We start from the raw sequence: 17,107 nt of genomic DNA on the forward strand, positions 1-17,107 counted from the left end.
TAATGAGCAGAACATTAGTTATAGGTGACATTCACGGAGGGTTTAAAGCATTACAACAGATTTTTGAAAGAGCTGAGGTGAGCCATGATGATAAGCTGATTTTTCTTGGAGATTATGTAGATGGCTGGAGTGAATCTTCACAGGTGATCCAATTTTTAATAGAACTTTCCGAAAAGCAAGATTGTATTTTCATTAAAGGAAACCATGATGCCTGGACTGAAGATTGGCTCGATACAGGGAATGGTCCGGATGTTTGGCTCCTTAACGGCGGAAAAAGTACGGTAGAGAGTTATAACAACTATTCCCATGAAGATAAACGGATTCATTTTGAGTTCATTCAACAAATGAAAAATTACCATATTGATGAGCAAAACCGATTGTTTATTCATGCGGGGTATTCTTCTATGCATGGTCCGGAAAAAGAGGTATACGATAGCAACTATCGCTGGGATAGAACCCTTTGGGAAACTGCTGTAGCTATGGATAAGAAACTTGAAAAAAACTCTGAACTGTACCCGAAAAGATTGCTTTTATACAATGAAATATTTATCGGACATACTCCTACATTATACATCGGGCTAAAAACGCCTGCTCATAAAGCCAATATCTGGAATATGGATACAGGAGCTGCTTTCACAGGAGCTTTGTCTATTATGGATATTGATACTCAGGAATTCTGGCAAAGCGATCCTCTTCCTTCTTTATATCCCAATGAAAAAGGAAGGAATCATTAAGATTAATAATTAAATAGTTTAGCGTTGGATCGATTACAAAATATTTACTTTCAATATATTAATATGAAATCCAAGGGTTTTATTGAATAAACGAATGATATTTGTTACCACTTAGGAAAGTAGATCATTCGCTTGCATTGCTGAATGAAATGCCTTTGCGGACAGGAAATATCCGAAAGACTTTTATCACCCTTGCTACCTTTGCGCTTAAAAATTTATGTCAGGTTTACATTAATTGAATGAGGATGAACAACAAATTGTCTCCATCCCAACCTTACAGGTTTTCAAAACCTATGAGGTTTTAGTCTTTATAGGCTTTCCCTTTGTCTTTTTATTATTTTACTTTTCCGCTCCAATCATATTGCCTAATTTTATTCCTGAAATATATCTCTACAATGAAACTGAAATACCTGTTACTCACTTTAAGTTCTTCTTTGCTCTTTGCTCAAAAATCATTTCAGACTCCTTTTGAAAAAGGCAATGGAAATCAAACGGTTACTTATGATGAAATGAATGCCTATTATCAGGATTTGGCAAAAAATTTTAATAATATTCAATATCTTAAAAAGGGAGAAGATGATAATGGTAAACCCATTTATGTTGTAGTTTACAACCCGTTTCCTGAAAAAGACATTGAAAAATTAAGAAAAGATAAAGCCATTCTTTTTGTCAACAATGGAATTCATCCCGGAGAACCTGACGGAATTGATGCTACTATGATGCTGATGAGAGATTTGACCACAAAAAAAATCAAAACACCTCAAAATTTTATTATAGCAGCTATTTCTGCATACAATATCAGTGGAATGTTGAACAGAGGATCATATTCCAGAGCGAATCAGAATGGTCCGGAGCAATATGGCTTCAGAGGTAATGCCCGAAACTATGATTTAAATCGAGATTTCATAAAAGCAGATTCTAAAAATGCGAGAAGTTTTCAAGAGATCTATCAATGGCTGAAACCGGATGTATTTATTGATAACCATGTCAGCAATGGTGCAGATTATCAATATACCTTTACTTATATTTCAACCTTTAAAGAACGGTTAGGGAATGTACTGGGTACTTATTTTTATAATGATTATCAGGCTAAAAACCTTGATGATATGAAGAAATTAGGATATGAAAGCACTCCTTACGTCAATATTCATGGCGATGTTCCGGAAGTCGGTTTTGCATCCTTTGAAGATTCTCCAAGATATTCTACAGGATATACCACACTTTTTAACTCTTTAGGGACAGTCCCTGAAACCCATATGCTGAAACCTTATGATAAAAGAGTAGATGCTACTTACAAATACATGTTGGTAAATCTTCAAAATCTTGATAAAGATTACCATAAAATAAAGCAGCTTCGTATTGAAAATCTAAAACAATATCAAGCAGGAAAACAATATGGAATCCGTTGGAAAATAGATTCAACAAAGTTTTCAACAATGGATTTTAAAGGATATGAGGGAAAATATAAGCCTAGTGAAATCTCAGGAAAGCCAAGGCTGTATTATGATAGAAACAAGCCTTTTACAAAGAACATAAAACTCTTTACAACTGCTGTTCCTACCGGATATATTACGATTCCTAAATATTATGTTATTCCACAGGCACAATATCGGGTTCTTGAAGAATTTAAAAGAAATAGAATTCAAATGAAGCCGCTACAGAATGACAGTACCATTGCTGTAGAGTCTTATAAAATCAAAGATTTTAAAACAGTTAAAAATCCTTATGAAGGACATTATGTACATTTTGAAACGACAGTAGATACAACAAATAAAAATCTTAAGTTTTCTGCAGGTGATTATTTGGTTTCTACAGACCAGCCTGGCGTAAAATATATCATAGAAACTCTTGAGCCTGAAGCATTAGACTCATTTTTTAATTGGAACTTTTTTGATGGTATCCTTGCTCAAAAAGAATATTATTCAGCTTATATTTTTGAAGATACAGCCGCAGAACTGCTCAAGAATGATAAAAAATTAAAAGATGCTTTTGAAGCTGCTAAGGTCTCAGATCAAAAATTATCAGGAGATGGAGAGGCTCAGTTGGATTGGATGTACAAACATTCTCCTTATTTTGAAGAAAAAACGTTCAGACAGTATCCTGTTTATAGGGTTTTATGATTAATTTATTTAGTAAAAAAATAATAATGGATAGTTGATTATTAATATTTTTGTTTTTTGTCGTTAATGTTATTTCGTTTTTAATTTTGAGTGTTAGAATTAATTAAATTAGCAGCAAAATTCAATGGATGAAAAAAATATATCAATTATGGGTAGGGCTGTGCCTTTTACCTTTAAGCCTTTCCGCACAATATGCTCAGGGCTTTGATTCGGCAACTTTGCCTTCAGATTGGACCATTATTAATGGAGGAGATCCTGACACCTGGAAAACATGGAGCTCTTATGATAATATCTTTAATGGTCCCCGTTCAGGATCCCATTTTTTAGGGTTATATTTTGATCCTGACTTTGATGTTCCACATGATGATTATGCAATAAGTCCAGCTATATCAATAACAGCTGGAACTTCTAATAAACTGACCTTCTGGGCTAAAAATAGAGGATTTTCAGATTTAGATAGCTTTGATGTTAAGATTTCGACAACAACCCCAACGATTGCTGCTTTTACCAATACACTTGCTGCGTCGATCACACCTCCTAGCTCAGTATGGACTCGCTATACTTATGATTTATCTCCCTATGTTGGACAAACAGTTTATATAGCCTTCCACTCAAAAAGTAATAAATGGTTTATTGGAATAGATGATTTTGAGGTTTCTGCAAATACTAATCTGAATGTATCAGAAACAAATTTGGATAAGGCAGCCATTTACCCTAATCCTGTACAAGACATTTTAAATATCAAAAACAAAAATAAAATATCTGAGATAAGTATATTCGATATTACCGGAAAATTACAGAAAAAAGAAAGTGTAAATTCGAGCCATATGAGACTTAATGTAAGCGATCTGGTAACAGGAGATTATATTCTTTCAATTAAAGAAGGTGAGAAGGAAAAAAATTATAAAATAATTAAGAAATAAATAGAATTAAAAAAAGACGTTTCAATTTGAAACGTCTTTTTTAATTTATCTTGGTAAACCTCTTTTCAAGGCTAGTTCTGCTCTTTTTATTGCGACTTTCTCCTTCCAGTCCATATATTTCTTTTTGAAATTGGACTTCATAACATCATCAAATTTTCTCTGTACTGTAAGGTTCCATAAAGAATGTGCCTTCACAGCCCATGATTTATCCCAGGCTCTTAAAGAAATAGAAAAAGATCCGTCCAGGTATTTCATCCAATGCCACCATCCCGTTGGCATGAATAAAGTATCACCGTGCTCAAGGAAGCATTCTATACCTTCTACACCATCCAGCGCAGGAAATTTAGTGAAATCAGGATTTTCAATATCATAATCTTCTAATGCATATGTTGCATATGGAATTTGATATAACCTTTCTCTCCATTTATAATCAAAAAGGAGAATATGCTTTCTTCCATTAAAATGAGTATGGAAAATATGCGCCATATCAATATCAAAGTGAAGGAACGTTACAGATCCCTTTCCACCAAAGAACATATTTGGATATTTATCTAAGAAACCTCCCATTAATTCTTTGGGAGAAATATAATCTTCTAAAAGTTTTGGAGCATACTTTATAGGATCAAAAAGGAAAATTCTAAGATCTGTAGGTTCTCTCTGAATCATATCTATGTAATCTCCAAACTTCATTTTGGCTGCAGAAGCATTGATGGGAGCAGAAGGATCGGCTTTCGAGCTATCATACAACGGAACTTCCACATCTCCTACAACTTCCTTCATGTAGTCCATCGTCCATTTTTGGTAAGCTGGCCAATTTTTTGCCATATTTTTGATGACAACGGGCCTTCTTGGCTTTAGATACTTTTCATAGAATTCCTCTTTAGAAATATCATCTACAACATCTATAGGCTTTAAAATAATTCCCATTTTATAAATTTTATGTTACAAAATTATTAAATAAAAAATATATGAACGCGTGTTTGATTTTTTTTTTGTCTATGATTCAAATCATTTTCTACTATTTAGACTAAATAAATATATAAAATCGCCTTTCACTCTATTTCTCTTTTTATAAACAAACAAAATACCCTGTAATAAAATTACAGGGCAAAAACACAAATTAGATGAATAAAAATCCATTCTAGAGACGAAGTTAACCTTTTTTTTGACAATCAAAATTTTAAAAAAGCGGATAAAATAAAGATTTTCAGAGAGGTTACTATTTTTCAATTCGAAAATAAGTGAATTATCTTAAAATCAAATATTAGAATTGAATCAGTTAAAGGAAAATTTTCAAAATAAAAATAAAATGAAATTTTTTATTTTTAAAGATAAATCACAGATAGCCCTTTGATTAATGAGTGGGAAAATAGATTTTAAGTATTATCTCGGGTGAACTGTTTCAAAGAAAATTTTCTGAAATTCAAACCTTTACATATAAACCTCAAAAAATATAACGATGTTTGTAGTGATGAGAGATTTAACTTTTTCAAATAAAATTGATCTTTTATGAAAAGTGTAACGAAACGCAAAAACTTATAACTAATTAAGAAAATCATAAGTATGAAAAGAAATATTTCCTTGTTTCTGATGCTATTTTTTACGGTGCTTACTTTTGCACAAAAAACAGTTACCGGAAAAATAACAGATGATGACGGAGTGGCGATTCCAAGTGCAAGTGTTACCGTGGAAGAACCGGGGAAAGATGCTATTTTGGCCTATGGGATCACCAATTCTAAAGGAGAATATAAAGTAACTTTTACTTCTTCAGAACCAAATGTAGATCTTAAAGTAAAAGCATTCAATCAAAAACCTTTAACGAAGCAGATCAGCAACAGCGACCAGACTCAAAACTTTAAAATGCAGTCGGAAGCCACAGAAATTAAGGAAGTACAACTAAAAACCAAAATGATTACCGCCAGAGGGGATACTATTTCGTACGACCTCAAGGCTTTCAATAGTAAAAATGACAGAACCCTGGCTGATGTGATGAAAAAAATCCCGGGAATTGAAGTTAATAAAGACGGTACTATTCTCTATCAGGGAAATGCTATTAATAAATTCTATGTCAATGGAAAAGACCTTATGGAAGGAGGATATGGTACTATCAACAATTCTCTTCCAAAAGATGCTGTGCAAAAAGTAGAAGTCCTTGAAAATCATCAACCTGTAAAAATTCTTCAGGACAAAGTTCCTTCAGATCAGGCCGCTATCAATATTAAGCTTAAAAACGCTGTAACCATGACAGGTAGAGGAGAAGTGGGAACAGGTTTTGGAGACCCATGGCTCTGGAATGTAAAATTAACTCCTATGTTTTTCGGACAGAAAAGTCAGTGGGTTGTTAATTATAAAACCAATAATATGGGTGAACAGGTGGAAAATGAAGGGAATATCCTTGCCTTTGGAAGCGGATGGGAAGGAAGAAGAATAAACGCAGCACAAAATAGTTGGTTAAATGTAGAAAATGCTAGTACACCCGATCTTCCTGTAAAAAGATACCTAATGAATAGTGTCCATTATTTATCAGCTAATTATCTTGTAAATATTGATAAGAAAAAGGAATGGGAACTAAAAGCAAGTGCTAATTACACAAATAATACAATACAGAGAGAAAGCTATAGACAAACAGATTATTTTGCAACTCCAAACGAGGCTGCATCAAGAGTGACTCAAAATATTTTTAATAATTTCTATACAAATAAGGCAAAAGGAGAGTTGATTTTTACTAAAAATGCTAAAAAAGGTTTTTTTAAAAACACAACCAGTTTCTCTCAATTTTGGAATGCAGACAGAGCAATTGCAGACAGAGTAACTGCTTCTACACAAACAAGTACCAGACATGGAGAAGAAGCTTTAGAATCTCCAACTACATCTTTCCAAAACTCTTTGAGTACAATTATTCCTTGGAAAGAAAAAATGGTAAATGTAAAGTCTTTTATAAATTATCAGACAGATAAGCAGACATTGGATGTAGCTCCAGCTTCTTATCTGGAGATTCCAGGCTTTACCCCAGATATCAATGCAGAAACTGTAAGACAAAATTTTAGATTAAAGACTTTTGAAGCAAATCATTCCGCAAATATTGGATTTTCAGTAAAAGGTTGGACATTTACACCTGAAGTAGGATTTAATTTTAAAAGAACAGTTCTTAATTCTACCCTGACAAATCTTCAGTCTGGACAATATCTGGGATATGGAGATAAATATAATAATGATCTTACATATTCTATAGCTACACCTTATGGAAGTTTAGGGGTAAATTATAAAAGTGAATCCTGGATGTTATTTGCAAACCTTCCTGTAAATTCGAATAATATTAAAGCTGATGATCCATTGAGAAATGTTTCCAAATCAGTAAATAAAGTTACTTTTGAACCTAATATTTTTGTACAGTACTCATTTGCTTCATTCTGGAAAGCTTCAGCTAATGGAAATATCAACAATAATTTTGGAGATGTAAATACAGCATATGCAGGATTCCTTATGCAGTCTCCAAACGGAATTAATGCTATGAGCCCTAGCAATCCTATTCCTCAAAATAATACAAAATCTGCAGGAGCCAGAATTGAATACAGAAATCCGCTTAATAATTTGTTTTTTAATGTTAATTATCGCTTTAGTGATAGCAAAAAGAACTTAATGTCTAATCCTACCAGAAATAATGAAGGATTTATAATCGGAAGCTATATAGAACAAGACAATCACGCTGTAAGTAACGTGTACAGTGTGGAAGTTGGAAAATATTTTCCAAAATTTAAGACAAATGCTTCAGTAAGCTATAATAATACTACGTCACGTTCAGATGCTTATCAGAATGATGGAGGCTATGAAAGTGAAAATAATGCACAGTCTTATGGATTTAAATTAAATAACACTTACTTCAGTTGGATGAGCCTTGATTATAACGGAAGCATTTCTACCACAAAACAAACCAATACAAGCTTACTTTCAACACTTAATGGAACAAGCAAAAGAAATGGATATAATCATAACCTTGCAGTATATTTTTATCCGATAGATAACCATACAATAGGTTTTAATTGGGATCAGGTAAACAGCAGCAATATTAACCAAAGCTATAATAATGCATTCTATGATATTTCGTATCAGTTTTCGTGGGCTAAAAAGAAAGTTGATTTTGAAATAAAATGGATGAATATTGCCAATAGAAAAGTATTTGAAACATATGATATTAATGCAACCTATAATTCATATACCAAAATTCAACTTCGTCCAAGCCAGGTAATGTTCACAGTAAAATTCAATTTTAAATAAAATAAAAAACCAATCCCATCAGGATTGGTTTTTTGTTGAATATTTATTCTGTTCGTATTAAAAACTTTGTTGATCAGCAGAAGGACCATAGCTTCCTGGTAAAGGAATATTATTTAATCTGTAATAAACCCCTAATTGCGCTCTGTGATGCGTAATCTGATTCAATGCATGACGGATGGCTCCGTATTTACTCCAGCTGGCTAATTCATGGCCGTCATTTTTAATGGTCCAGCTTGGATTGAGTTGTTCTTCTGAAGCGTTTTCCAATGCCTTTTTTCCAGCCTGGTAGCTTTCATCCAGTTTTTTCATAAGGTCTTCTCTGTTAGAAAGAATGGTAGGTTGATATTCTCCGGAAGCAAAATCTAATTCGGATGTATTCAGAATAGTATTGGGCCATTCAAAAACTTCGACAAGATGAGTGGCCAAAGGCATCATTTTCATGCTTTTTTCATGCGGAGCATACTCATTTTTTCCCTCAGGAAATAATTCTATAAACCTTTTTGTGGTTTGAAATTCTCCATCCAATTCGGATTTTAATTGAGATAAGGTATCCATAATATTTTGTTTTTAAGAAACTTAAAGTTAGGACTTTTGCCCTTGAAAATGTTTTAACAGAATCATAATTTTTTGTCCTGGTATTATTCTCAGTTTTTAAAGGAGGGAAGCTGGAGGCTGGAAGAAGGGAGTTATTGTTGTTTGAAAAACAATTGGAATCACTTTATCGATGGAATCATAATCAAATTAACTGCTAAAAATTTTGTTCAATAGTGACTTCCAGTCTCTTTCTTCAAGCTTCCAGCTTTATTTTCAAAAATAAAATTTAAAAAACTTGTAACAAAATGTAACATAGGTGTACTAATTGGTAAAACTTGATTCAATGAAAAAGCTATTCTCCCTTTTTTTTATAGCTCTTTTTACCTTTGCCATGGCACAGGAATCGAAAGAAACAGCAAACCGCTTCTTTTATGAGCTTACTTTTAAGCCCAAAAAAGATTCTGCGAAATTGGATAAACTCATTACAATTTTAGATATTACTCCCAAAAAATCGATCTATCAAGATTATACAATTCCATCTCAGGACTCAATTATTAAAATTGCAGTTGAGGAAATGGAAAAAACAAAAACGTGGAAAGACGTATCGAAACTTATCAGAATGCCAAAATTTTCATATAAAATCATCAAGACTTATCCGGAAATGAAGGAGCAATATATTGATAGAGTAAGTATGAACTTATTTGGATATGATGATGCTATCAAATTTAATTGGAGCATTTCACCTGAAAAAGAAAAAGTTGGAGAATATAATACGCAAAAAGCAACGACTGAATTCGGAGGAAGAAAATGGACGGCTTGGTTTAGTACAGATATCCCGTTTCAAGATGGTCCTTATAAATTCTACGGTCTTCCAGGATTGATTGTAAAAATTGAAGATTCAGAGAAAAATTATTCGTGGAAACTGAGTGGGAATAAAAAAATAAACAATTATGAGGAAATGTCTTACTCAGATAAGGTCAATGCCAAATACGGGGTTCCTCATACCGTAACACCTACTACAAAAGAAAAATTTGAAAAAGCCTATGCCAGCTTTAAACAGGATCCAATGGCTGAAGTTCGCCAAAGAGTTACACCGGAAATGATGAATTCAAAAATGCCAGGATCAGATATAACTGTAGGAGATGCACTCAAAAAACAAGAAAAGATGGTCAAAGATTTTTTTAATGCTAATGATAACCCGATTGAGTCTGTTCAGGGTAAAGTAAGTATAGGAAATGTGGAAAAGATAAAGAAATAGTAAATAAGCATTCATATCAACTAAATTATATTTCAAGTCAACCCAGATACAGTAATGTATTTGGGTTGATTTCTTTTATGGCGAAACGTTATTTAGATTAAATTTAAATAGCGTATATTTGCATCACTAAAAATTAGGCTTTGAAAGAGAAAGGTTTACATAAATTAAGTGGATTTCCTAAAAACAAAATGGGAAAGATATTGGGATATGATAATGACCATCTGAAAATGCCCAATAAAATCATTGAAATGGGGCTTCTTCCGGAGACTTTTTTCAGGATTTTGTATCAGGCGCCATTCAATGGGCCAATGTATGTGGAATTTGGGACGGAAAAAAGCCGGATTGCTCTTCGTGAGGAAGAAGGAAATTATATCATTGTTGAAGAATTGAATTAATGCAGGCAAACAAGAAAAAACAGATACTTTTAGTAGGGAATCCTAATGTAGGTAAGTCGACGGTTTTCAATACGCTTTGTAACAAAAAGCAGAAAACCGGAAACTACGCAGGGGTTACTGTGGCAAGTCATTCCGGGAATTATGTATATAAGAATGAGGAAATTGAAGTTGTTGATCTTCCAGGGTCCTACAGTGTCTATCCGAGTTCCGAAGATGAAGCTATTTTTTCAAAATACCTTCTTGATGAGCAGGAAAACTATGCAGGAGTTGTTTATATTCTTGAAGCATTAAGTTTAAAAAGAGGTCTTCTTTTATTTCAGCAGATTCAGGATCTGGGGGTTCCAATGATCTTGATTGTCAATCAGATTGACCAGGCGGAAAGAAGAGGTATCACAATAGATATTCAACAGTTCTCAGAGGCTTTAGGTATTAAAATCATCCAAACCAATGCTAAGGAGCAGATTGGAATCGATGAAATCAGAGAAGCCGTTTACAACAACGAGTTTGTTAAAACAGAAAAAATCTCTTTTGAAACACCTAATGAACATAAAGATTTCATTCAGAAACTAGCATCACATAATGGTCTGGATAATGAATATAAAGCCTGGATGAGCCTTTCATTAGGAACTGATTTGGGAGCCATAGGATCTGTTGCAAAACAGATGAATGAGCCTGAATCTAAAAGCTTGGTTCCTAAAAGATTACAGGTTCAGGAAACCGTTAGAAGATATCAAAATGTCGACAAGATTTTAGAAAACATAATTTCTAAAAAACCACAATTCAAAGAGCTACTCACCGAAAAACTGGACAAAGTTTTGGTCCATAAGTTTTGGGGATATGTGATTTTCCTGATTATTTTGTTGATCATTTTCCAAAGTGTATATTTTATTGCAGAATTTCCGAAAGGATGGATTGAAGATTTCTTTACATGGATGTCTGCTATTACTTCAGAACATTTACCCGAAGGACCCATTAATTCTTTAATTTCAAAAGGAATTATACCGGGGGTGGGAAGTATTGTGTCCTTTGCTCCACAAATCGGGATCCTGCTTTATTTCCTTTATCTACTGGAAGACTCAGGATATATGGCAAGAGTTGTATTCCTGATGGATAGATTATTACGCCCTTTTGGATTAAACGGAAAAAGTATTGTACCATTGGTTTCAGGGACTGCATGTGCTATTCCTGCTGTAATATCTACCAGAAATATTGAAAATGTAAAAGAAAGGTTGTTAACAATTCTGGTAACTCCTTTTATGACCTGTTCTGCAAGACTTCCTGTATACAGTATCATTATCGGACTGATTATTTCCGATGGCTCTTTCCTTGGAATTAAATACAGAGCACTGGTATTGATGGGAATGTATCTGCTAGGATTTATGGTCGCTCTATTTTCTGCAGCAGTTTTGAAAAGATTTATTAAAAATAAAGGGAAGACCTATCTGGTAATGGATTTGCCAAGCTATAAAAAACCTCTTTTTGGATATGACTTTAAAATGGTATTGGCAAAAGTCTGGGACTTTGTTACCGGTGCCGGAAAAATTATATTTATTGTCAGTATTATTATCTGGTTTTTAAGCTATTTCGGACCAAAACAAAAACAAGATGAATTCGTGGCAACGAATGTAGAGTTAGATCATTCCTACCTTGCCAAAATGGGAAAAGGAATAGAACCTGTTATTGCTCCTTTAGGATACGATTGGAAAATGGGAGTAGGGATTCTTACAAGCTTCGTGGCAAGAGAAGTTTTTGTAGGAACGATGTCTACTTTATATAGTTTGGATGACGATGCACCGGAAGTAAAAGTAATTGATAAAATGAGACAAGACGTAAAACCAAACGGAGAAAAAGTCTTCAGTTTTGCGACGGGAATCTCAATTCTTTTATTCTATGCATTCGCAATGCAGTGCGTGGCAACACTTGCTGCAGTATACAGAGAAACCAAAAGCTGGAAATGGACCGGTTTTCAGGTGGTAATGATGACAGGTTTGGCATATTTTGTGTCGATGATAGTATATCAAATTTTAAAATAATGGACGCTTCATTAATTTTTCAATATGTACTGATGGCATTAATTGTAGCATTTGCGTGCTACTCTTTATTCAAAGTACTTAGAAAGAATTTTGCACCTAAAAAATTCAGTTCCAAAAGGAGCAGTTGTGATAAAGATTGTGGCTGTTCTTAACATAAGTTTCAAGGGATAAATTAAAAAAATGTAGTAAATTCATTTTTTTAATTTAAAATATCCATTTTGAATCTTTTAAAAGCAGTATTTATTTTGTGTTTTTTATTTGCCATTCATGGTAAAGCACAAATTGATAGCGATACTGCCAATATTAAGTCCTATGCGGATCAAGTGATGATTCGCGCCAACCTTGATACCAATATTGAAAGCTATATTTTTTCCGAAGGGGAAAATAAGAGCGAAAATCAGCAGATATTTTCTATTAATAATAAAACAAAAATAGCGTTGTCTGTTGATTACAGAATCATCAGTGCAACGCTGTCATTTGCACCCCATTTTTTTCCGGATAATCAAGATAATGATCTGAAAGGAAACAGTTCCTATACGGATTTAAGTTTTAGATTTTTTCCTAAAAGATTTATTCAGACCCTTTATTACAAAAATGTAAAGGGATTCTACCTTGAAAATATGCAGGATTTTGTTCCCGGATGGCAGGAGGGAAAAGATCCTCATATTCAATTTCCTAACCTGAGAGTTCAGAGCTTCGGAGGTTCCACCTCTTATGTACTTAACAAAAATTTTTCACCAAGAAGTATCTATACCCAGGGAGAATGGCAAAGGAAAAGCAGTGGGAGCTGGGTTCCATTCTTAGACTATGACCTTAGTATTTTTTCCAATATCATAAACGAACAGAAAAGTAAGGAGTTTCAATATAAAATTGGAGCCAATATGGGATATTTCTATAATTGGGTAATAGGTAAAAAAGTAAATATCGCTCCTTATCTGGCACTAGGGCTCGGAGGAAATTTTTCCAGTTACAGAGACAACACAAAAGGAAATAGTAAAGAAAGTGCACAGTATTTCACCATAAGAATGGAAGGAGGTCTTCATGTAGGCTATAATACAGACCGGTTTTTATTTGGCGGAAAGATGAATTTTAGTGCTTACGCCTATGATCAGCGAAAAAATCAGACTGTGGAAAACAATAATATGTATGGTCTGCTCTATATAGGCTATCGGTTTTCTCCTCCCAAAGTAGTGCAAAGAACATATGATCAAATTCAAAAAAAGATTCCTATCTTATAAGGTAAAGGTCTTTTAAGTATATTTGCGTAGAAAATTTAGAAAGAACTTATAAATAAAACATAATGTCGCTAATAAAATCTATTTCGGGAATCCGTGGAACGATAGGCGGAAAAGTAAATGATAATTTAACTCCGCTTGATGTGGTAAAATTTGCCTCTGCGTTCGGAACCTGGCTTCAAAATAATAAAAATAAAAAGGACCTGACACTCGTTATCGGAAGAGATGCCAGAATTTCTGGTCAGATGGTTTCTTCTTTGGTCACCGCTACACTACAAGGATTAGGAATCAATGTAGTTGATTTAGGGTTATCTACAACCCCTACAGTAGAAGTAATGGTACCTGAATTACATGCAGACGGAGGTATTATCCTGACAGCTTCTCATAATCCAAAACAATGGAATGCATTAAAACTGTTAAATGAAAAAGGAGAATTCATCAGTGGTGAAAACGGTGCAGATGTACTGGCTTTGGCAGAAAGTGAGGACTTCAATTATGCAGAAGTAGATAACCTTGGAAAATATGAAACAAGAGATGATGCTTTTGATATTCATATTCAGCAAATCCTTGATTTACCAATGGTAGATGTTGAGGCGATTAAAGCTAAAAAATTCAAATTAGTATTGGATGCAGTAAATTCTACAGGAGGTATTGCAATTCCTATGTTATTGGATAAATTAGGCTGCGAGACCATCAAACTATATTGTGAGCCAACTGGACATTTTCCACACAACCCGGAACCTTTGAAGGAGCATTTGGGAGATATTTGTGAATTGGTTAAAAAGGAAAATGCAGATCTGGGTGTTGTTGTAGACCCGGATGTTGACAGATTAGCCTTAATTGATGAAAAAGGAGAAATGTTTGGAGAAGAATATACCTTAGTTGCCGTTGCAGATTATCTGTTGAAACATAAAAACGGAGTAGCGATTTCAAACCTTTCTTCAAGCCGTGCTTTGAGAGATGTAGCACATTCTCACAATTCAGAATATTTTGCAAGTGCAGTAGGAGAAGTAAATGTAGTTACTTTGATGAAGGAAAAAAATGCGGTAATCGGAGGAGAAGGAAACGGAGGCATTATTTATCCTGACCTACACTACGGAAGAGACTCTTTAGTGGGAGTAGCATTATTTCTAACGCATTTAGCAAAAGAAAATAAAACCGTTTCAGAATTAAGAGCAGGATATCCAAGCTATTTCATGGGGAAAAAGAAAATAGAATTGACTCCGGAGATCAATGTAGATGATATTTTAAGCAAAATGGAACAAGAATATCAAAATGAAGAAGTTTCTACCGTAGACGGTGTTAAAATAGACTTCGAAAACAACTGGGTTCACCTTAGAAAATCAAATACTGAACCTATCATCAGAATTTATACAGAAGCTAAATCTCAGGAGGAAGCGGATAAATTAGGAGATGATATCATTGCCAAAATCAAAAGTTTAATTTAAATACATGATAAGAACGGACATCGCTCCGTTCTTTTTTTATACCATTATGTTTGAGCATATCAAAAACAGGTTTCCTTTTCCGAAAGGAGAATGGCGGAAATTTTTAAGCAGTTTCGAACGTATGGAAGTGCCTGCCAAAACCTTGCTTTTAAAAGAAAATGAAGTTTCCAACAATGCTTTTTATCTTGAAAAAGGTATCGTAAGGGCATGGTATAACAATGATGGTAAAGATGTTACTTTTCAGTTTTTTATGGAAAATACAATGTTTTCATCCCTTGAGAGTTTTAAAAAAGGGTTGCCAAGTATGGTATCTTTTGAAACGATTGAACCTTGTATTTTATATAAAATCAAAAAACCGGATGTGGATGCTTTTCTTGAAGAGATCTATGAAAATCCGGAGCTTAGAACTTTGTTTATGGATGCCCTTTTTGAGAGGGTTTTTGATTATATGAAGCATTTCTTTTCATTTATTAAAGACACCCCACAGCAGCGTTATATCAATCTTGCACAACAAAAGCCTGAAATTATCAAAAGAGTTTCGCAGCACTATATTGCTTCCTATTTAGGAATTACAACCGTACATCTCAGTAGAATAAAGACTAAGATACTGAAAGAAAAGAACTTGTAGGCAGGAAGATAATGATGGATGCGGATGCTTCTCGCGGCTTCTCTCGGGCAATGTAGAGCAGAGGAAATTGATTGAATTTTTAACGCAATGTGTGCAGAGAGTTTAAAAACGATGGTTATAAGTTATCCGCAAAGGCATTTCACTCTGCTACGATTACATTCTTAGCTGAACAAAGTGCCCTAGCGTTCGAAAAATAAAGCATAATCATTAAAGCACTTAGCGACCCTTGTGCCTTAAAATCTATCATTTGTTATTATAGACTTCAATAGCTTCCATCTTCCTTTCTTTTTTCACCAACTGATAACAAATGTTATCGCTTCAACACGATCTCCTCCCATAACTTTGCTTAAAAATATAAAACAATGAAAGCAGCAGTTGTATTTGAAAAAGGAAACAGTCCGCAGTATGCAGACTTTCCGGAACCCACTACTATGCAGGAAAACGAAGCATTAGTCTTTGTAAAGGCAGCCTCAATTAAAAACCTTGATAAAGCTAGGGCAAGCGGGAAACATTATTCTATGGAGAATAAAACTCATCAACCTACCATTATCGGGTCCGATGGAGTGGGATTTTTAGAAAACGGAACTAAAGTATATTTTTTCAGTAAAAACGGAACTGTTGCTGAAAAAGTGGTTGCAGATAAACAATGTATGGTAGAAGTTCCTGAAAATCTTGATTTTTCTATAGCCGCAGCATTGCCAAACGCGGTAATGGGATCAGCAATGGGGCTTAAGTTTAAAGCGGGCATACAGCCAGGAGATATCGTTTTAATCAATGGAGCAACAGGAATTACAGGAAGAGTGGCTGTTCAGATAGCAAGATTATATGGTGCCAAAAAAATTATTGTGACAGGAAGAAATGAGCAATCTCTACAATCTTTATCGGAATTAGGGGCTGATGAGTTGATTTTTTTACAGGAAAATGATGATATTTTTAAGAAAAAAATTAAAGATATTCATATTGAAACGCCTATTGATATTATTCTGGACTATATTTGGGGGCATTCTGTAGAAATGATTTTGGAAGCTCTTAAAGGTGACGGAAACTTTTCTCATAAAACAAAACTTGTATCTGTAGGAGGAATGAGTGGGGATACCATTCAATTGTCTTCACAAATTCTTAGAGGTACAGATATTCAAATTTCCGGTTCCGGGTTGGGTAGCTGGACAAAAAACGAATCAAAGCTCTTGTTTTCTGAAATTATCCCTCAAATGTTCAAGGCAGCAGCCGAAGGAAAACTTATCATTGATACAGAGGATGTCGATCTCATTAACATTGAATCGGTTTGGAACGCTGAAATCCCTAATGGTAAAAGGCTGGTAATAAGACTCTAAGCTAAATATTTGATTTTTTATCCACAATCCTTTTATCTGTTTTCTTTTTTTACTATTTTTATAATAGAAATTTATGAAATGGAAAATTCAAAAAAAAGTTGCAACTTTGCATAAACATTTGAATATCAGTTTCAGAAGTTATTATTAATTAATAATGTTTGCCGAGGTCTGTAAGGAATTTCAGACATCT

The 17,107-nt window shown here is 34.0% G+C and carries 13 protein-coding genes; 11 read left to right on the forward strand and 2 right to left on the reverse strand.

Features of this window, described 5'->3' with window-relative positions:
* The first annotated feature begins 2 nt into the window (after positions 1 to 2).
* From CW752_RS05855 to CW752_RS05865, 3 genes are all read left to right on the forward strand, one after another.
* Positions 3 to 734, forward strand: a complete 732-nt coding sequence (locus CW752_RS05855) for a metallophosphoesterase (protein WP_101238819.1) — start codon at positions 3 to 5, stop codon at positions 732 to 734.
* A 395-nt stretch (positions 735 to 1,129) separates the two neighbouring features.
* Positions 1,130 to 2,854, forward strand: coding sequence for a hypothetical protein (locus tag CW752_RS05860; RefSeq protein ID WP_101238820.1), 1,725 nt, complete (start codon positions 1,130 to 1,132; stop codon positions 2,852 to 2,854).
* A 128-nt stretch (positions 2,855 to 2,982) separates the two neighbouring features.
* Positions 2,983 to 3,777, forward strand: coding sequence for a T9SS-dependent choice-of-anchor J family protein (locus CW752_RS05865; RefSeq protein WP_101238821.1), 795 nt, complete (start codon positions 2,983 to 2,985; stop codon positions 3,775 to 3,777).
* A 45-nt stretch (positions 3,778 to 3,822) separates the two neighbouring features.
* Here CW752_RS05865 and CW752_RS05870 read toward each other — a convergent pair whose 3' ends face one another.
* Positions 3,823 to 4,704: a cupin-like domain-containing protein gene (locus CW752_RS05870; RefSeq protein WP_101238822.1), complete on the reverse strand. Its 882-nt coding sequence runs from the start codon at positions 4,702 to 4,704 to the stop codon at positions 3,823 to 3,825.
* Positions 4,705 to 5,340: 636 nt separating this feature from the next.
* Here CW752_RS05870 and CW752_RS05875 point away from each other — a divergent pair.
* On the forward strand, positions 5,341 to 8,052 hold the full coding sequence (locus CW752_RS05875) for a carboxypeptidase-like regulatory domain-containing protein (RefSeq protein ID WP_101238823.1): 2,712 nt from the start codon (positions 5,341 to 5,343) through the stop codon (positions 8,050 to 8,052).
* A 57-nt stretch (positions 8,053 to 8,109) separates the two neighbouring features.
* Here CW752_RS05875 and CW752_RS05880 read toward each other — a convergent pair whose 3' ends face one another.
* Positions 8,110 to 8,607: a DinB family protein gene (locus CW752_RS05880; RefSeq protein ID WP_101238824.1), complete on the reverse strand. Its 498-nt coding sequence runs from the start codon at positions 8,605 to 8,607 to the stop codon at positions 8,110 to 8,112.
* A gap of 322 nt (positions 8,608 to 8,929) precedes the next feature.
* Here CW752_RS05880 and CW752_RS05885 point away from each other — a divergent pair, with 322 nt between their 5' ends.
* From CW752_RS05885 to CW752_RS05915, 7 genes are all read left to right on the forward strand, one after another.
* Entirely contained in the window at positions 8,930 to 9,844 is a 915-nt protein-coding gene (locus CW752_RS05885) for a GLPGLI family protein (RefSeq protein WP_101238853.1), read from the forward strand.
* Positions 9,845 to 9,984: 140 nt separating this feature from the next.
* Positions 9,985 to 10,239 (forward strand): ferrous iron transport protein A, encoded by a 255-nt coding sequence (locus tag CW752_RS05890; RefSeq protein ID WP_101238825.1) that lies wholly within the window; start codon positions 9,985 to 9,987, stop codon positions 10,237 to 10,239.
* Positions 10,239 to 12,272 carry a ferrous iron transport protein B gene (gene feoB / locus CW752_RS05895; RefSeq protein ID WP_101238826.1) on the forward strand — a complete coding sequence of 678 codons (2,034 nt, stop codon included), beginning with the start codon at positions 10,239 to 10,241 and terminating at the stop codon, positions 12,270 to 12,272. Before CW752_RS05890 ends, feoB begins: the two co-directional genes overlap by 1 nt.
* Before the next feature lie 218 nt (positions 12,273 to 12,490).
* Positions 12,491 to 13,510, forward strand: coding sequence for a DUF4421 family protein (locus tag CW752_RS05900; RefSeq protein WP_101238827.1), 1,020 nt, complete (start codon positions 12,491 to 12,493; stop codon positions 13,508 to 13,510).
* A 62-nt stretch (positions 13,511 to 13,572) separates the two neighbouring features.
* On the forward strand, positions 13,573 to 14,955 hold the full coding sequence (gene glmM / locus CW752_RS05905) for a phosphoglucosamine mutase (protein WP_101238828.1): 1,383 nt from the start codon (positions 13,573 to 13,575) through the stop codon (positions 14,953 to 14,955).
* Positions 14,956 to 14,959: 4 nt separating this feature from the next.
* On the forward strand, positions 14,960 to 15,583 hold the full coding sequence (locus CW752_RS05910; protein WP_228401641.1) for a Crp/Fnr family transcriptional regulator: 624 nt from the start codon (positions 14,960 to 14,962) through the stop codon (positions 15,581 to 15,583).
* Between the two features lie 362 nt (positions 15,584 to 15,945).
* Positions 15,946 to 16,917: a zinc-binding alcohol dehydrogenase family protein gene (locus tag CW752_RS05915; RefSeq protein ID WP_101238829.1), complete on the forward strand. Its 972-nt coding sequence runs from the start codon at positions 15,946 to 15,948 to the stop codon at positions 16,915 to 16,917.
* Positions 16,918 to 17,107 lie beyond the last annotated feature (190 nt).

This window comes from Chryseobacterium sp. PMSZPI, from assembly GCF_002835665.1.
GTDB lineage: Bacteria > Bacteroidota > Bacteroidia > Flavobacteriales > Weeksellaceae > Chryseobacterium.